This is a genomic window from Hyphococcus sp. (genome assembly GCF_965228385.1).
Classification (GTDB): Bacteria; Pseudomonadota; Alphaproteobacteria; order Caulobacterales; family Parvularculaceae; genus Hyphococcus.
The window spans coordinates 3,284,280-3,299,971 of the sequence record NZ_OZ245810.1; the positions used below are offsets into that span (position 1 = coordinate 3,284,280).

Annotated in this window: 17 protein-coding genes; 11 read left to right on the plus strand and 6 right to left on the minus strand. The window is 61.9% G+C overall.

The window, feature by feature from the left end:
- Positions 1 to 101: 101 nt before the first annotated feature.
- The 5 genes from ACQK2Q_RS15350 to ACQK2Q_RS15370 all read left to right on the plus strand — a co-directional run bounded on the left by ACQK2Q_RS15350 (position 102) and on the right by ACQK2Q_RS15370 (position 5,776).
- Complete coding sequence (locus ACQK2Q_RS15350; protein ID WP_425410620.1) at positions 102 to 1,535, plus strand: S41 family peptidase; 1,434 nt, start codon at positions 102 to 104, stop codon at positions 1,533 to 1,535.
- A gap of 189 nt (positions 1,536 to 1,724) precedes the next feature.
- The gene (locus ACQK2Q_RS15355) at positions 1,725 to 2,960 is read left to right on the plus strand and encodes a divergent polysaccharide deacetylase family protein (protein WP_425410621.1); all 1,236 of its coding nucleotides are present in this window, start codon (positions 1,725 to 1,727) and stop codon (positions 2,958 to 2,960) included.
- Positions 2,961 to 3,000: 40 nt separating this feature from the next.
- Positions 3,001 to 3,510: an RNA pyrophosphohydrolase gene (locus tag ACQK2Q_RS15360; RefSeq protein WP_425410622.1), complete on the plus strand. Its 510-nt coding sequence runs from the start codon at positions 3,001 to 3,003 to the stop codon at positions 3,508 to 3,510.
- Between the two features lie 128 nt (positions 3,511 to 3,638).
- Positions 3,639 to 4,367, plus strand: a complete 729-nt coding sequence (locus ACQK2Q_RS15365; protein WP_425410623.1) for an RluA family pseudouridine synthase — start codon at positions 3,639 to 3,641, stop codon at positions 4,365 to 4,367.
- Between the two features lie 770 nt (positions 4,368 to 5,137).
- Positions 5,138 to 5,776 (plus strand): transglycosylase domain-containing protein, encoded by a 639-nt coding sequence (locus ACQK2Q_RS15370; protein ID WP_425410624.1) that lies wholly within the window; start codon positions 5,138 to 5,140, stop codon positions 5,774 to 5,776.
- 140 nt (positions 5,777 to 5,916) lie between these two features.
- Here the strand turns inward: ACQK2Q_RS15370 and ACQK2Q_RS15375 are convergent, their stop codons facing one another.
- Genes ACQK2Q_RS15375 through coaBC form a run of 4 tightly spaced genes read right to left on the minus strand, consistent with a single transcriptional unit; the run spans position 5,917 to position 9,188 of the window.
- On the minus strand, positions 5,917 to 6,957 hold the full coding sequence (locus tag ACQK2Q_RS15375) for an AAA family ATPase (RefSeq protein WP_425410625.1): 1,041 nt from the start codon (positions 6,955 to 6,957) through the stop codon (positions 5,917 to 5,919).
- Positions 6,954 to 7,568: a nicotinamide riboside transporter PnuC gene (pnuC, locus tag ACQK2Q_RS15380; RefSeq protein WP_425410626.1), complete on the minus strand. Its 615-nt coding sequence runs from the start codon at positions 7,566 to 7,568 to the stop codon at positions 6,954 to 6,956. Before pnuC ends, ACQK2Q_RS15375 begins: the two co-directional genes overlap by 4 nt.
- Positions 7,569 to 7,577: 9 nt before the next feature.
- Positions 7,578 to 7,946 carry a DUF6249 domain-containing protein gene (locus ACQK2Q_RS15385; protein ID WP_425410627.1) on the minus strand — a complete coding sequence of 123 codons (369 nt, stop codon included), beginning with the start codon at positions 7,944 to 7,946 and terminating at the stop codon, positions 7,578 to 7,580.
- A 6-nt stretch (positions 7,947 to 7,952) separates the two neighbouring features.
- The gene (coaBC, locus tag ACQK2Q_RS15390) at positions 7,953 to 9,188 is read right to left on the minus strand and encodes a bifunctional phosphopantothenoylcysteine decarboxylase/phosphopantothenate--cysteine ligase CoaBC (RefSeq protein ID WP_425410628.1); all 1,236 of its coding nucleotides are present in this window, start codon (positions 9,186 to 9,188) and stop codon (positions 7,953 to 7,955) included.
- 60 nt (positions 9,189 to 9,248) lie between these two features.
- On the opposite strand from coaBC, the gene ACQK2Q_RS15395 reads away from it, so the two are divergent.
- Positions 9,249 to 9,698 carry a hypothetical protein gene (locus ACQK2Q_RS15395; protein ID WP_425410629.1) on the plus strand — a complete coding sequence of 150 codons (450 nt, stop codon included), beginning with the start codon at positions 9,249 to 9,251 and terminating at the stop codon, positions 9,696 to 9,698.
- Here the strand turns inward: ACQK2Q_RS15395 and ubiB are convergent.
- A complete protein-coding gene (gene ubiB / locus ACQK2Q_RS15400) occupies positions 9,695 to 11,257 on the minus strand; it encodes a 2-polyprenylphenol 6-hydroxylase (protein ID WP_425410630.1) in 1,563 nt (520 codons plus the stop codon). The genes ACQK2Q_RS15395 and ubiB overlap by 4 nt on opposite strands.
- A gap of 7 nt (positions 11,258 to 11,264) precedes the next feature.
- Positions 11,265 to 12,044, minus strand: coding sequence for a class I SAM-dependent methyltransferase (locus ACQK2Q_RS15405; RefSeq protein WP_425410631.1), 780 nt, complete (start codon positions 12,042 to 12,044; stop codon positions 11,265 to 11,267).
- A gap of 136 nt (positions 12,045 to 12,180) precedes the next feature.
- On the opposite strand from ACQK2Q_RS15405, the gene ACQK2Q_RS15410 reads away from it, so the two are divergent.
- From ACQK2Q_RS15410 to trpB, 5 genes are all read left to right on the plus strand, one after another.
- Positions 12,181 to 12,516 carry an integration host factor subunit beta gene (locus tag ACQK2Q_RS15410; protein WP_425410632.1) on the plus strand — a complete coding sequence of 112 codons (336 nt, stop codon included), beginning with the start codon at positions 12,181 to 12,183 and terminating at the stop codon, positions 12,514 to 12,516.
- A gap of 72 nt (positions 12,517 to 12,588) precedes the next feature.
- Positions 12,589 to 12,975 (plus strand): LapA family protein, encoded by a 387-nt coding sequence (locus ACQK2Q_RS15415; RefSeq protein WP_425410633.1) that lies wholly within the window; start codon positions 12,589 to 12,591, stop codon positions 12,973 to 12,975.
- 12 nt (positions 12,976 to 12,987) lie between these two features.
- Positions 12,988 to 13,659: a phosphoribosylanthranilate isomerase gene (locus tag ACQK2Q_RS15420; RefSeq protein ID WP_425410634.1), complete on the plus strand. Its 672-nt coding sequence runs from the start codon at positions 12,988 to 12,990 to the stop codon at positions 13,657 to 13,659.
- 15 nt (positions 13,660 to 13,674) lie between these two features.
- On the plus strand, positions 13,675 to 14,301 hold the full coding sequence (locus tag ACQK2Q_RS15425; protein ID WP_425410635.1) for a histidine phosphatase family protein: 627 nt from the start codon (positions 13,675 to 13,677) through the stop codon (positions 14,299 to 14,301).
- Positions 14,302 to 14,452: 151 nt separating this feature from the next.
- The gene (trpB, locus tag ACQK2Q_RS15430) at positions 14,453 to 15,682 is read left to right on the plus strand and encodes a tryptophan synthase subunit beta (protein ID WP_425410636.1); all 1,230 of its coding nucleotides are present in this window, start codon (positions 14,453 to 14,455) and stop codon (positions 15,680 to 15,682) included.
- Positions 15,683 to 15,692: the final 10 nt, after the last annotated feature.

Genomic DNA, 15,692 nt, shown 5'->3' on the forward strand with positions numbered 1-15,692 from the left:
CCAGTTCCGCAAAACAAGGCCCCGAAATGCATAGTTCTAATAATCAAGGATCCAGGACCACTCGCCGCGCCGAACCGAAGCGATATTCCAGCGGCGCGCTGATGGGAGCAGCCTGCGGCGGCGCGCTGGTGTTCGGCATACTCTCCAGCGCCGTCTTCGCCCGCGCGTCGATTTCCGCCGATACGTTCCGCCAGCTTGACCTTTTTGGAGAAGTTTTCGAGCAAGTGCACGAAAATTACGTGTCGGATCCTGTTGATTCGGACCTGATCAAGGGCGCCATCGACGGCATGCTGGATACGCTTGATCCGCATTCGAATTACCTGTCTGCGGAAGATTTCAACACGATGCAGGAGCAGACCCGCGGCTCCTTCGCCGGGCTCGGCATTCAGGTCGTCATGGACAATGAAGGCGAAGACGAAGGCTTTGTTAAAGTTGTGGCGCCGATAGACGACACGCCCGCGCAGCGGGCTGGTATTCAGACAAACGACCTCATCGTCAAAATTGACGGCGAGGATGTCTACAGCATGTCGCTGGACGAAGCGATTTCCAAGCTGAAAGGCAAGAAGGGTACAAAGGTTGATATTTCGGTTGTCCGCGACCGAAAAAAGGATCCCTTTGATTTGACGATCGTGCGCGATATCGTGACCGTGAAGTCCGTGACCGCATGCGCCATCGGCGCGGCGCCATTGTCCTGGCAGACGCGGCAGGATTGCACAAGCGGCGTTGGCGAAGGTGATTTTGGATATGTGCGCATCGCAACTTTCAGCGAACAAACCGATGACGGCCTTAAAGACGCCCTGAAGGAGCTTGAAAAGAGCATCCCCGGCGGGCCGAAAGGGCTGGTGCTGGATCTGCGCTCCAATCCGGGCGGTCTTCTCGATCAGTCCGTCGCCGTTGCCGACATGTTCCTTAATGGCGGCGAGATCGTCTCGACCCGCGGGCGCCGCCCGCGCGACACCATGCGCGAGATGGGCACGCCGGGCGATCAGTTCGCCGGAAAACCGGTCATCGTTTTGATCAATGGCGGTTCGGCTTCCGCCTCGGAGATTGTCGCCGGCGCTTTGCAGGACCGCAACCGCGCCCTGCTGCTCGGCACGAAGTCTTTCGGCAAAGGGTCGGTGCAGACGGTCATCCCCTTGCAGAATGGATTGCAGGGCGCACTGCGGCTGACAACGTCGAAATACTATACACCGTCGGGCCGCTCTATTCAGGCGCTTGGCATCGAACCGGATATCGCCATGCCGGTTATGTATCCCGGCCAGGATGAGTTGTTTGACCGTCCGTCGGAAAGCGATCTGCCAAATGCGCTGACGGCCGAACAGATGGACGCCGACGAAAACGTCAATGACGACGTGGCCAATGCTGACGGCGAAGCGGAAAAACTGGGCCCGGAACCGTTTATGTGCCGTCTGGAAGGCGAAGAACCCGATCAGCGGCCGGCGGATTGTCAGCTTGAGCGCGCGCTGGAAATCCTCGCCGACGCCACGCGTTATAATCAGGCGCTGGCCGATGCGGGCGCGGCGCGCACACAGTAGCGCAGAGTTAATACCGAAAATTTTTAACGGGGCGCGGCAAAAGCCGGGCCCCGTTTTCATTTGGTTAACCCTATCTTCACTAGGCTGGCCCGATAGAAACCGCCGCCTTGCCCGTGTAATTGCAACATGCGCAAGAGCGCGCCCGCGCCGTATGATGAAGTCAGGCTGAGCATGCAACGCCGCCGCCGAATGAAATTTCCGGTCATCAGTCGTCTGAGCCTTGCATGGCTTGGCGCCCTCGGCGCCGTTGCGCTTACCGCAGGAGGCTTTTACCGCGCCTCCGTGAGCGAGACCGGATTCGGGCGCATCGCCCTGCCCGTTGATCAGATTGAAATGCTCGCGCGCGCCGCGCCGCCGCCCCGTGAAGAGCGGCTGCAACCGCCGCCTCTGGCCGTGGAGGATGGATCGCAGGACGCCGCGGAAGAAGCGGGGAGCGTTGAGTTCGCCCTTGCCGACGGCGCGGAAACGCAAGACCGCCTGACGCTGATTTATCCGGATGAGGACGAATTTTTCACTGTCGAGGAAGAGGAAGACAATACCGGCGGCGATGTGATTATCCGCATTCCGGGTCAGTCCGACCCCGCCGCGCCGGCGCGCGCGGCGTCGCTGAGACAGGCGCGCCCCATACCCGACCCCGATCCGGCGATGTTGCAGACAACTTCGCTCGGGCGCATTCCGCGCGTGGCGCCGGACGGCCGCAAGGCGGTGCAATATTACGCAAAGCCGTTTGAGGGCGCGCGCAATACGCCGCGTCTCGCCGTCATTGTCGGCGGTCTCGGCTTGAATGCGGCGATCACCGAACGGGCGATCGACGATTTGCCGCCGGAAGTTTCCCTGTCCTTTGCGCCCTACGCCAAAAACCTCGAATTCTGGACGCAAAAGGCGCGCCGTGCGGGCCATGAGGTGCTGATCGAGTTGCCCATGGAAGGCTATGGCGCGAACCCCAAGGCGCTCGGCGCCGCAGCCCTCCTTTCGGACCGCACGCCGCAGGAAAACCTGCAGCGGCTCGACTGGCTGATGTCGCGGTTCGGCGGCTATGTGGCGGCGACGAATTACATGGGCGCGAAATTCACCGCCGACGAAGCCGCCGTCAGCCCGGTTCTGCAAAAGCTGAACGACGCGGGCGTCGGCTATGTGGACGACACCGGCGCTGCGGCGCGCGCCGGCGCGCAGCTTGGCCTGCCCATGGCCAGCGTCTCGCGGATGATCCCGGCTGCGGCGGATGCGAATGCTGTTGCAGAAGTCCAGCGCGAGCTCGCAGCGCTCGAACAGACGGCCCTGCGCGACGGCTTCGCCATCGGCAAAACCTACGCCTACGCGGCGACCATCGACGAAATCGCCGCCTGGGCGCGCACGCTCGAAAACAAGGAGATCGCCCACGCACCCGTCTCCGCGCTGTTGCGTTCGCGCGCCGCCATCCGGTAAGCAGGAGCGCATCGCAGTAATCAGGGTTCGCGCGCGGCTTATGGGCCAGAAAGATTTCCTCAAAAACTTCCGCCCGAATGTCGGCGTCTGTCTTTTCAACCGCGCCGGCAAGGTGTGGTATGGCCGCCGCGTCGGCGATTTTTCCGGTCTTGGCGAGGGGCCGGATGATTTCCGCTGGCAGATGCCCCAGGGCGGCGTCGATCCGCAAGAAGATATCGCCGCCGCCGCCTTTCGCGAACTGAAAGAGGAAACCGGCGTTTCCTCCGCGCGCCTTCTGGCGCTGACGCCCGGCTGGGTCGCCTATCAATTTCCCGCCGGTTACAAGAAAAAGGGCTGGAAGGGCCAGCGCCAGAAATGGGCGGCGATGCTGTTCACCGGGAAGGAAAGCGAAATCGATCTGGAGGCGGACGATCATCAGGAGTTCGACGCATGGCGCTGGGGCGAGCTGGAAGACGCGCCGGGCCTCATCGTACCGTTCAAGCGCGCCGTCTATGAGGAGCTGGTGACGGGGTTTGCGCCCCTTCGCGATTTCCTGCGCGGGAACTCTTGAATGCGCGCGTTTATCGCCTGGCGCCCGGCCTGTCATTTCCCGTGCTGCGTCTTTCGCGGCAAACGCGTTGCGTTCGCGCCCTGGGATGCGGGTTTTTATGCGACGCCGTTTCTTCATCGCCCTTTGTAATGGCTTACGCATCGGATTTTCTCCTCGACCGTCTGCTCTATCGCGATGGGCTGATGCTGGTGATCGACAAGCCCGCCGGTTTGCCGGTTCACGCCGGCCCCTCTTCCCGGAAAAAAGGCGGCGGCGACAATCTCGAAAATTACTTTGACGCGCTGCGCTTCGGCCTGCCGCGCCGCCCCGCGCTCGCCCACCGTCTCGACCGCGACACCTCCGGATGCCTCGCGCTCGGGCGCCATCCAAAGGCCTTGCGCAAACTCGGCAAGCTGTTCGCCGGGGGCCAGGTGGAAAAAACCTATTGGGCGGTAACAAACGGCGTTCCCGAAAAACTGTCCGGCGCCATTGATGCGCCGCTGAAAAAAGTCCCGCGCGGGTCCGGCTGGCGCGTTGAAATCGCCGACGGCGGCGAAGACGGCGCGCAAACCGCGCGCACCACCTATCGCGTGGTTGCGCAACATGAAGGCCGCGCTTTTATCGAGGCGAAGCCGAAGACCGGCCGCACCCACCAGATCCGCGTGCACCTGGCCGCGCTCGGCGCGCCGATCATCGGCGATCCCCAATATGGAACGCCGTACGGGAATCGGGCGCCGGAAGACCGCGATACGCCGATGATGCTGCATGCGCGCCGCCTCATCATTCCGATTTCGAAGAACAGGGACCCGGTCGCGGTTGAAGCGCCGCCGCCGGATGCAATGGCGCGGCTGCTGGCGGAAATCGGCGCCGCGTTTTGAGCGGCGTATTCTCGTTTTGTGAAGCGTCTCAACCATTCTCCAAGCGGCGTCTTTTACGCCATGAATTCCGTATTCTGACGCCGTCAGGCCGGAATGACGAACACGGGTCCTCGTCGCCGTGGGCGATAACCCCCGAGCGTATGAGGTGGAGAGGGTGCGCGAGACGCGAAACATCCTCGTCAAATTAAAACACGGACGCATCGCGTCCCGCGCGCGGCTTATGCATCATCGCCAACCGAATGCCGCCGGCGCGCGTTCCCGCTCCCGTAAGATGCGTTCACGCGCGTTTCACCCGGGGGGCTCGGTTGCAGCAACAGGCCGGGACTAAGTTGACGTCCGATTCCCCGTCCGCATGGATTACATGCGTTTGGAGTAACGGGGGCGCCAACCGCCCGCGCGCCGCGATCCGGATCAGCAAGCTACGGCAGCGCTTACCGCCTCTCCGTATCCGGACTGCCGCGCAGTATAGGGCAGGGTCCGGAGGGGTGGATATCTATCCACCAGTCGAACGGGGTTGGGGCCCCGTTGGACGGGAAATGCTCCTCTACGCCTTATGACGCGCAATCTGACGGCGAAACGGGGGGCGATGATTCCATCAGGAGGCGCATGATGTTGCGCGCGGCGCACCATCAAAAAGCTCCGTCGCCGCTGCAGCATTGTGGTAAAATCTGATGAAACAGACGGCGCTACAGATTGACGCTGAATGTCCGCTCTTGGTTCAAGCAGGAATATTTTAGAGAAGTGCTTGAGCTTTATGTGCGGCTGAGAAGATGCTTGAGGATGTGCTAGTGAGAATATGGCAATCGATAATTTTGTTGGCCCTGACAATAGCAATTACCATTGTTGCGTATGTCAGTTGGTTATGGCGTGATGCAAACGTTATAATTTCCCAGAGCGAACTTGCCGTCACTTTCTCCGGAAAGGCAATTTCACCGATGAGTGTCACTGAACGAGTAATCGCTTTCAACGAATATAAGAGAACGTGGAACATCGATGATCGTCCATGTGCAACCCTAATCGCTCTATGGAGTGATTTGTTCAGTTCGAACGAAACACCGATCGGCGCAACTGTATCGTACTCAGTAACGCGAATGATTTTCAATCGGCAAGACTATTCATTGAAAACTGGTGTAACGGAATTTTTAATCTCATGCCAATTGGACCGTTCATTCGAGAATCTTTCGTTATTGCGGCATACCCTTAAATACGCATATTTTGGCCGAAGAGAGTATGGGATCGAAATAGCGGCGCGTTCGATGTTTAATAAAGCAGCAAATGAGCTGAGTGTTTCTGAAGCTGCACAACTTGCGATATTGCTTCGCGCGCCCTCATTACGAAAACAACCAGACACACTTATGGCGCGTGCGGCGACTCTGGAAAAGCAATTTAATCTACATACCATAAAGTAGAACTGAATCACTGCTATCGGCGAAAAGCTGACGTTTGGTTTTAATTTGAGTCGTACAAAAAAGTTCACATGAACCTCAACGCCTAAAGCGTGGGGACCCGCTGACGAAAGCTTAGACAAACCGCATTCGACTCGCCGGTTTCAACCGCGGCGCCCGGCGGCGGCGGGCGCCGCCAGCAAGGCTTCCGCCGCCTTTTCCGCTTCGGCGCTGCGCTTTTCCCAGTCGGCGCCGGAAATCACGTCATAGGAAAGCCCAAGCCGGTCCAGCCGCGCCTTCGCCGCGTCGAAAAACCATGCCCGCGTTTCCGGCGCCCCGGCGTAGCGCACGCCGTCATCGGACCAGGGCGTATCGGGTGAGAGCAGCAGATAATGATCGGCCGTGTCCTGCGCCGCGAAACGCTCAAGCGCGGGCAAGGGCTCGTCCAGCAAATGTTCGGCCCAGACGGCGGTCTGGATGGCGTCGGTGTCCTCGATAAACAGCGGCCCGGCCAGCGGCGCCAGCGCCGCGCGCATGGCGGCGTGGGTTTCGGCGAGCATCATCAGATCGGCGCCGGTCCAGTGCGTGCCTTTCGCGAAGCGCGATTGCTTGTAATAGACGTCATAGGCGCGGCCGTATTCCGGCATCATCCGTGTACGGAAGCGATCGGCGAGGTGCGCGGCGAGGCGGGACTTGCCGGTGCTTTCCGGCCCCAGAATGCAAAGCCGTTTTTGAAACCTTTCGCGGGCGGGCGCGGCGATATCGTCCCAGTGCGCCGCCGGGCTTTTGCGAATCGCCGTTCCCGAAATGCTGAACGCCTCCCGGTCGGGATCGATGATGACGGGCTCGGCGCCCAGTTCCTCGGCGAGGCGAAATCCGTAGGGCTCGCCCGCAAAGACGCGGTCAATAGGCTCGGGATGGAACGCCTCAATCACCTCGCGCCAGATGCGCCAGAAATCAGGATGATCGGCGGGCTCCTGCGGCAGGTCGCGGTCGCAATGGAGGACACGCGCATAAGGGACGGCTTCGGCCATCCACAAAAACCGCGCCTTGCCCGGAACCGGCTCATCCGGCGTCGAACAGACCAGCACGGTCAGCTTGTCGACCATGCGGCGGGCCGTGTCGCATAAAAACAGGTGACCGCGATGGGGCGGCATGAATTTTCCGAGCACGAAGCCGCGGGGTTTGGTGACGATGTCGCTCATGTTTCCACTGCTTCGCCCGTGTGATAGGCGCGCCGCCAGGCGAAAAAGCCCAGCGTCGCGAGAATGAGAAAGACGGCGTAAAGCCCCGCCGTGGGGTAAAGTCCCTTCGCCCAGTAAACCCCTACGGCGACAATGTCGACGCCGACCCAGACGAGCCAGTTTTCGAGCCGGCGCCGCGCCAGCAAAATCTGCGCGATGACGCTGAAAACTGCGATGGTGGAATCCCAATAGGGCAGCGATGCGTCGGTCAAGCGCGCCAGCAGCGTTCCCATCAGCGCGACGCCCGCCGCGCCGGCGGCGGCGTAGGCGATCCCCTGATTGCGGGTGATGCGCCGGACGATGACGAGGCCCGAGGCGTCGCGGCGCCGCAGCCAGTAGGCCCAGCCGTAGATCTGTACAATGAGAAAAAATACCTGAAGCCCCGCGTCGGCGTAGAGCTTCGCGTCATAGAAGATCCGCATATAGAGGATCACCATGAGAATGCCGAACGGGTAGTTCCAGATCGACCGGCGGATCAAGAGCGTGATGTTGCACAGGCCGAGAATAACGGCCGCGATCTCGATCGGGCGCTCGCCGATCATGGCGTGGAGGAAGTCGAACGCCTCGTTCATGGGCGGGTGTCAGACCGTCGGCTCGCGCGGGACGAAAAAGTGAAGCCCGATATAAGCCGCGCCGATCAGCCCCGGCAGGAAGGCGACAGACCACAAGGGCAGGTCGAGGAATTCGCCGCCGGCGTAAAACCCGATAACGCCGAGCGCGACGGCGAAGGCCATGAGAAGGATGCCGCGGCGCAAATCCGCGTTCGGGCCGATCGTATCATGGGTGATGGCGGCGATCAGTTTCGGGTCCGCCTCGCCGGTTTTCTCCACGCTGATTTTAATTGCTTCGTAAATGACGCGCCGGTTGCGATAGCGGAAATAAAACGGCATCGCCACGATCAGGACGATGCTGGCGAACACGATCAGCGGCACGATGATGGCGACGTCCATATTTCCCTACTCCGCCGCCTTGACCAGCGCCGGCCCGCGCAAGACTTCCGCGATGCGCTCCGCCAGGCCGCGCGCGACGTCAATCTTCGACATTTCCGGCCAGGTCTCGTCGCCTTTTTCCGTAATCAGAATAATGCTGTTGCGAGTCCCGCCCATGGCGCAATGCGCGCCGGGCGAGACATCGTTGGCGACGATCCAGTCGCAGCCCTTGCGGTTGCGTTTGGCTTCCGCGTGGCCGAGCACGTCGTCGGTCTCCGCCGCGAAGCCGATGACGAGGCGCGGGCGGCCCTCTTTCATCTGCGAGATGGTTTTCAGAATGTCCGGATTTTCCGTCAACGGAAGATCGGTCAGTCCGCCGCGCTCCTTCTTGATCTTGTGGGTCGTCTCAATCGCCGGGCGATAGTCGGCGACAGCGGCGCAGCATATGGCGCAGTCCGCGGGCAAGGCGGCCTGGCTCGCCGCCATCATCTGGCGCGCCGTATCGACGCGTACAATATCAACGCCGGCGGGCGGTTTTTCGCCGGACGGTCCGGTGACGAGCGTTACGTCGGCGCCGAGATTTCTGAGCGCCGCAGCGATGGCGTAACCCTGCTTGCCGGAGGAGCGGTTGGCGATGTAGCGCACCGGATCGATAGGCTCGACCGTCGGTCCCGCCGTGACAAGTATATGCTTGCCCTTTAGCGGACCGGATGCGTCTTTCAGGAAAAAAGCCTCGATCGCGTCGGCCATATCGGCGGGCTCGGCCATGCGGCCCGGTCCGAATTCGCCGCAGGCCATGTCGCCCTTGTCAGGGCCGATCATCGTCACGCCGTCGCGTTTCAGCGTTTCAAGATTGCGCTGTGTCGCCGCGTGCTCCCACATCCGCACATTCATGGCGGGCGCCATCATCACGGGCTTGTCCGTGGCGAGAAGCGCGGTTGAGGCGAGATCGTTCGCCAGCCCGTTCGCCGCCTTCGCCATCAGATCGGCGGTGGCGGGCGCGACCACAAGCAGGTCGGCCGAACGCGAAAGTTCGATATGACCCATCTCGGCTTCGTCGGTGAGGTCGAACAAATCCGTATAGCACTTTTCGCCGGTGAGGCTGGCAACGGAAAGCGGCGTGATGAATTCAGCGCCGGCGCGTGTTAAGATCGCGCGCGTTGCGATCCCGCGCCGGGCGAGATCGCGGATCAGCTCAAGGCTTTTATACGCCGCGACGCCGCCGCCGATGATCAGAAGATTACGTTTTGTTTCGCGCGCCATAACGGGGTTATAGATAGTCCTTCACCGCGCCGATGTCACGCGCTCAAAGAAGGCCCGGAAATGAAAAAAACCTTTATTTTCATTGCTCTCCTTATCGCCTTCGCGATGACGCTGGTGCACGTCCTGATCGGCGGGCGGCTGATTGCGCGCCCGCTTCTTGAAAGCGGTCTCGATACGTTGCCGCGCATGACGCTCTATCTTTGCTGGCACGGCGTGACCATCGTCCTCGCCGGCATGGCGGGGCTTTACGCCGATGCGCTATTCTGGCGCCGGCGCGCTGACAGCGCCTGGCTCGCGACCGCACTGGCGGCTGCATTCTTTGTGCTTGGCTGGGGCTATATCGCCGCGTTCGGGCTGTCGCCATTGCAACTGCCGCAATGGATCGCGTTCGGCCCCATGGCCGTTTTCGGCGCGCTTGGCGCAAGGAGTTTATCCGCAGAGACAACAAAGTCGGCGAAGACGGTCAATGAAACGCCCGAGATTCCCATTGCAAAAGACCGCCTGCGTTAGGCCAGGAACAAGGTTGCGGCGAGCGCCAGCATGGCGAACCCTGCGAACCACAGGGCGGCGCGGGTGATCCGCCCCTCGCGGGAGACGGCGCGGGCGAGATCGTCCGTCGTCGCTTTGGAAAGGCCGATTCTGTCGTCGGTGATCTGCATCGCCGCCTTGCCGATGGCGTCCACATAGTCGGGCAGCCGCGGTGCGACTTCCAGCGCGCGCTCTGTCGCTGTTTTCAGCTTCGCCGCCTGCGCCTTGACGCCGATGGCGTTGTTGACGTGGTCTTTCACCACCGGCGTCGCCGCCGCCCACATATCGATTTCCGGATGTAAAAGACGCGCAACGCCCTCCACCGTCACCATGGTTCGCTGCAACAGCACCAGTTCTGGCCGCAGATGCATCTCGAACAGTTCCGTCACGTCGAAAAGCTGCTGCAGCACGCGGGACATATCCACCTGTGCGGCGTTGCGGCCCTGCAAGGGCTCGCCGACGGAGCGCAGCGCCTGCGCAAAGGCGTCGACCGAATGGCCCGGCGGCACGTACCCGGCTTCGAAATGCACTTCGGCCGTGCGCGTATAATTGCGCGTGATGAAGCCATAGATGATTTCGGCGAAAACATTGCGGGTCTTTTCATCGAGCCGCCCCATAATGCCGAAATCCACGAGCGCCAGCCTGCCGTCATTGTCGACGATCAGGTTCCCCTGATGCATGTCGGCGTGAAAAAAGCCCACATGCAGCGCCTGTTTCAGAAAACTGCGGATGACGAGATTGGCGAGCGCCTTGCGGTCGACGCCGCGCGCGTCGAGGGCGGCGATATCGCCCAGCGGCGTGCCGTCGATCCATTCGACCGTCAGGACGCGGCGCGAGGTCATAGGCCAGATGACGTCCGGCACGCGAACGCCCGGCTCATCGGACAGATCCTCCGCGAGTTCGGACGCCGCGCCCGCCTCCATCCTGAGATCCAGTTCGATGGCGGCGGCTTCTTTCAGGGTTTCAACAAACTTCACCGGCTCCATGCGCCGCGCGGTTCTGGAAACGCTTTCCACATGGTGCGCCGCGCGGGCAAAGGCGCGGAATTCGCGCGCAGCTTTCTGTTCTATCCGGGGGCGGAGGATTTTTACGGCGACGTCGCGGCCGTCCTCAAGCCGCGCCTTGTGCGCCTGCGCGATGGAGGCCGCCGCGATGGGGGCTGAAAAAGCCGCAAACAACGCGTCGGCGGATTTGCCGAACGCCGCTTCTATTTCCCGGCGTGCGGCGTCTTCGGAAAAGGCCGGCATCTTGTCCTGCAGGCGCCCCAGATCATTGGCGAGATCAAAACCGATAATGTCGGGACGCGTCGCCATGAACTGGCCGAGCTTCACATAAGCCGGTCCCAGCTTTTCAAACGCGATGGCCAGCCGCTCGCCGGGGCGCTTGTTTTTGTGTCTTGTCGCAATGCGCGTCAGGGCGCCGAATGCGCGCACGGGCCCCGGCGCCAGATGCGCATATTCACGCGGGATCAGCGCGTCATTGCGGATCAGGGTCCAACCGGCGCGGGCGAGGCGGGCGTAATCGGCGAGGGCGGAAATCATGCGCGCCTCATACCTTCCAGCCGGAATGGATCGCCGCGACGCCGCCGGTGAGGTTTTCATAAGAAACGCGGGCGAAACCGGCTTCGCGCAGCATCAACGCAAAAGCCTCCTGCGCCGGAAAGGCGCGGATCGATTCCACCAGATACTGATACGCGTCCCGGTCGCCCGCCACATGCTCGCCAAGCCAGGGAATGACGTTGAACGAATACGCGTCATAGATTTTCTGCAACCCCTCCATGACCGGATGAGAAAACTCAAGGCAGAAAAACCGTCCGCCTGGCCTCAGTACACGGAAGAATTCGCGAAGCGCGGCGTCCATGTCCGTGACGTTGCGAATGCCGAAAGCAATCGTACAGGCGTCGGCGGACCGGTCAGGGAAGGGCAGGCGCTCCGCATCGCCCGTCACGCGCGCCAGCCGGTCGCTGTAATCCGCCATGTCGCGGCGCGCTTCGCCGGCTTTCAGCATTTCAAAGTTGATATCGCAGATCACGGCGCGCGCCGGCGGCTGGTTTGCAGCGCCATGGCGCGCGTCAGCCCGGATGAGAAACCCCCGGGCGATATCGCCGGTGCCGCCCGCAGCGTCGATCAGCTTTTCGCCGGGACGCGGAGAGAGACGGTCCAGAAAAACGGACTTCCAGATGCGGTGGACGCCGCCGGACATCAGATCGTTCATCATGTCATAGCGCCCGGCCACGCTGTCGAAGACGCCGCGCACAAGCCCCGCCTTTTCGCCGGTTTTCACCCGGCGAAAGCCGAAGGAAGTCTCGTCATTGCGCGCGTCATCCATAAAAAAGGCATATCTTCTCGCGGCTTAGGGGAGAAGCGCCTTGACGCCGCAGCCTGCTTTTGACAGGTTAACCGCTTGAAATTAACGGCGTTTCCAAAGTCGAGGGGGCGAGGCGCCGTAAGCGAACGGGGCGCCCATGATCAAGTCGGAATTGGTTCAGAAGCTGGCCGATGAAAATCCGAACCTGTTTCATCGCGATATCGAGCGAATTGTGTCGATTGTTTTTCAGGAAATCTCCGATGCGCTGGCGCGCGGGGACCGGGTCGAGTTACGCGGTTTCGGCGCGTTTTCGGTAAAACACCGGCCGGCGCGCACCGGCCGCAATCCGCGCAGCGGCGAGGCGGTGCAGATCGAGGAAAAATGGGCGCCGTTTTTCAAGGCGGGCAAGGAGCTGCGCGACCGCCTGAACGGCGAGGGGCGCTTCACCGAGGGCGCCGTCGCCCCGCCGCCCGGAACGCCGGAACCGTTTTAATGGCTGTATCCTGCGCAAAAGCCGTATGAGCATGCTTGCAACAGGGGCGCAGCATCTGCGAAAATGGCGTCCATGAAAAAGTGGTTTTACCGGCTGATCTGGATTCCTGTTCTTGTTGTCGCGGTGCTGTTTCTGGTGGCGAACAGGATGCCTGTCGCCATCAGTCTCGACCCTTTCAATGCGGACAATCCGGCCATGTCGACAGCGGCCCTGCCTTTGTGGTTCTGGCTGATGGCGATGCTGTTTACCGGCGTGGGGCTCGGCGCGCTCGGCATGTGGCTCTCCGGCGGAGAGCGCCGCTCTCAGGCGCGCGATAATCGCCGCGAGCTGAAAGCCGCCAAAAAAGAGCTGGCGGCCATGACCGCCCGCGCCGAAGCGGCTGAGAAATCGGCCGCGGCGCCGGCGGGCGAGCCTGAGAACCCTCATGAGCCGCCGAAACTGGAAGCGACGAATTTGTAAAGTTATGCCGGCATGAGCGCCCCTTCGGTTAAAATCTGCGGCGTCAGGGACGCGCAAACCGCTATCGAAGCGGCGCGGGCGGGCGCGGATTTTCTGGGGTTTGTATTCTTCCGCAAATCACCGCGTTTCGTCAGCCCGGAAGCCGCTGAAGAGATCATTCTCGATCTCAAACAGGCGAGTTTCGACGAAGGGTTTACCCTGCCGCGCCTCGCCGGGCTCTTTGTTGACGCGGGTGAAAAGGAATTGTCCGAAGCCGCGCCCCTGCTGACGCATTTTCAGTTTCACGGCCATGAAAACGCCGCGCGCTGTCAGGAGCTGGGGGCGGAGTTCGGCGTCGACGTCATCAAGGCCGTCCCGGTGACGGGCGCGGACGATGTGACGGCGGCGCATGAGTTCGCCGAGGCGGCGGACATCATCCTGTTTGACGCCAAGCCGCCGCCGGGCGCGGGCCTGCCGGGCGGCAACGGCGTTTCCTTCGACTGGTCGCTGCTCGCCGCCTATAAGGGCGAGACGCCTTATCTTGTGGCCGGCGGTTTGACGCCGCAGACGGTTGCGGGGGCGGTCGCCGGGCAAAAAGGCCAGACGGCGTTTCTGGGCGTTGATGTCTCTTCCGGCGTTGAGACGGCGCCGGGCGAGAAGAATGTTGATCAGATCAAAGCCTTCATTGCGGCAGCGAAACAGTAAAGCGAGGGGAAGGTTATGTTGCGGTTTTTGTGCGCAGCAATCTGTGCAGCATTTTTGAGCGCCTGCGCCACGGCGAACATGCAAAGGCCCAATGAGGCGGCTTCGTCTGTGGCGTTCGAGGCGCTGAAACGCGGCGGCTATGTGATCCTCATGCGCCACGCCAATTCGCCGGGCGGGCAGACAGGCGCAGTGGGCCTGTCAGAGGGCTGCCGGCTGGCGCCGGGGCGGGGCCTCGACGCGGACGGGTTCTATCAGGCGCGAAGTTTCGGCGCGATTCTGGCCGAGGAAGGCGTGCCGATCCTGAAAGCCTACACAAGTCCCATGTGCCGGGCGTGGGATACGGCGGCGCTGACGGCGGGCGGCGCGCCAGTAGAAGCGCACCCCGCGCAGGCGAGCACCGACGCGTCCGCGATCGCCGCCTTCAAGGATCGGATCGCGCGCGAGCTTAGCCAGCATCCGGGCCAGAACATCATCTTGTCGAACCATTCGAACATCGCCCCGCTCTATGGCGCGACGACGCGCAAAGGTGAAAAGGAAGTCCCGTCCGGCGTCATCTACATCATCCATCCGCGCGACTGGGCGCCGATTGCGCGGCTTGATCTGGTCGCGCGCATGCCGGTTCCGTCTTTGGCGGTGGAATAAGCGCCGGTCTTCACGTAGTACTCCCCTCGTCCTGAAGGCGTCCGGCGGCGGCCGGACCTCGCAGGATGGCCGCGCAATATCAATTCATCCGTCGAGCGTCACACGCGACCCGAGCGTGTTTGCGCTTCTGCAATGAGGGAAAGTCTGGAAAGTGACAGAGCCCAACTCCTATCGAACCGGACCCGACGCCGAAGGCCGCTTCGGGATCTTCGGCGGGCGCTTCGTCGCCGAAACCCTGATGCCGCTGGTGCTCGCGCTGGAGAAGGAATACCGCGCGGCGAAGGCTGACTCCGGTTTCCAGACCGAGCTTCAGCACTACCTGAAGCACTATGTGGGCAGACCCTCACCGCTCTATTACGCCGAGCGCATGACAGCGTATGTCCGTGAACAATCAGGCCCTACCAAGGGCGCGAAAATCTATTTCAAGCGGGACGAGTTGAACCATACCGGCGCGCACAAGATCAATAACTGCATGGGGCAGATATTGCTGGCGCGGCGCATGGGTAAGACCCGGATTATCGCCGAGACCGGCGCCGGCCAGCACGGCGTCGCCACCGCCACGGTCTGCGCCCGCTTCGGTCTGCCCTGCGTCGTCTATATGGGCGCGACGGACGTCGAGCGGCAAAAGCCCAATGTCTTCCGCATGAAGCTGCTCGGCGCCGAAGTCATACCCGTGACGAGCGGTACGGCCACATTGAAAGACGCCATGAACGACGCGCTGCGCGACTGGGTCACCAATGTGGATTCAACCTTTTACATCATCGGTACGGCCGCGGGGCCGCACCCCTATCCCGAGCTTGTGCGCGACTTCCAGTCGGTCATCGGACACGAGGCGAAGGAACAGATGCTGGAGGCCGAAGGGCGCCTGCCCGACGCGATCATGGCCTGCATCGGCGGCGGCTCGAACGCCATCGGGCTGTTCCATCCCTTCCTCGATGACAAGGACGTTGAGATCATCGGCGTCGAGGCGGCGGGCCATGGCGTCGATACGGGACAGCACGCGGCGAGCCTCACCGGCGGGCGGCCCGGCGTTTTACACGGCAACCGGACTTATCTTCTTCAGAACGAGGACGGCCAGATCACCGACGCGCACTCAATCTCGGCGGGGCTCGACTATCCGGGGATCGGGCCGGAGCACGCCTGGCTGCATGAGACGGGGCGCGTCAAATACGTCTCCGCCACGGATGACGAGGCGCTGGAAATGTTCCAGCTCTGCGCCGCGCTGGAAGGGATCATCCCGGCGCTGGAACCCGCCCATGCGCTCGCCCGCGCTGTGGAGCGCGCCGCCGTCATGGACCGCGACCAGATTTTGCTCATGAATATGTGCGGGCGCGGCGACAAGGATATCTTTTCAGTTATGGATCATCTGGGGGAGGGGTAAAAACGCTGAG

Excerpts from the sequence above, each read along its gene's own strand:
- coaBC (WP_425410628.1), bottom strand. The coding sequence starts at position 9,188 with ATGGCGCGCGAAACAAAACGTAATCTTCTGATCATCGGCGGCGGCGTC.
- ubiB (WP_425410630.1), bottom strand. The coding sequence starts at position 11,257 with ATGATTTCCGCCCTCGCCGATTACGCCCGCCTCGCCCGCGCCGGTTGG.
- ACQK2Q_RS15420 (WP_425410634.1), top strand. The coding sequence starts at position 12,988 with ATGAGCGCCCCTTCGGTTAAAATCTGCGGCGTCAGGGACGCGCAAACC.
- ACQK2Q_RS15365 (WP_425410623.1), top strand. The coding sequence starts at position 3,639 with ATGGCTTACGCATCGGATTTTCTCCTCGACCGTCTGCTCTATCGCGAT.
- ACQK2Q_RS15425 (WP_425410635.1), top strand. The coding sequence starts at position 13,675 with ATGTTGCGGTTTTTGTGCGCAGCAATCTGTGCAGCATTTTTGAGCGCC.
- ACQK2Q_RS15410 (WP_425410632.1), top strand. The coding sequence starts at position 12,181 with ATGATCAAGTCGGAATTGGTTCAGAAGCTGGCCGATGAAAATCCGAAC.
- ACQK2Q_RS15355 (WP_425410621.1), top strand. The coding sequence starts at position 1,725 with ATGAAATTTCCGGTCATCAGTCGTCTGAGCCTTGCATGGCTTGGCGCC.
- ACQK2Q_RS15350 (WP_425410620.1), top strand. The coding sequence starts at position 102 with ATGGGAGCAGCCTGCGGCGGCGCGCTGGTGTTCGGCATACTCTCCAGC.
- ACQK2Q_RS15395 (WP_425410629.1), top strand. The coding sequence starts at position 9,249 with ATGAAAAAAACCTTTATTTTCATTGCTCTCCTTATCGCCTTCGCGATG.
- ACQK2Q_RS15415 (WP_425410633.1), top strand. The coding sequence starts at position 12,589 with ATGAAAAAGTGGTTTTACCGGCTGATCTGGATTCCTGTTCTTGTTGTC.
- ACQK2Q_RS15370 (WP_425410624.1), top strand. The coding sequence starts at position 5,138 with ATGCTTGAGGATGTGCTAGTGAGAATATGGCAATCGATAATTTTGTTG.
- ACQK2Q_RS15360 (WP_425410622.1), top strand. The coding sequence starts at position 3,001 with ATGGGCCAGAAAGATTTCCTCAAAAACTTCCGCCCGAATGTCGGCGTC.
- ACQK2Q_RS15405 (WP_425410631.1), bottom strand. The coding sequence starts at position 12,044 with ATGGATGACGCGCGCAATGACGAGACTTCCTTCGGCTTTCGCCGGGTG.
- pnuC (WP_425410626.1), bottom strand. The coding sequence starts at position 7,568 with ATGAACGAGGCGTTCGACTTCCTCCACGCCATGATCGGCGAGCGCCCG.
- ACQK2Q_RS15385 (WP_425410627.1), bottom strand. The coding sequence starts at position 7,946 with ATGGACGTCGCCATCATCGTGCCGCTGATCGTGTTCGCCAGCATCGTC.
- ACQK2Q_RS15375 (WP_425410625.1), bottom strand. The coding sequence starts at position 6,957 with ATGAGCGACATCGTCACCAAACCCCGCGGCTTCGTGCTCGGAAAATTC.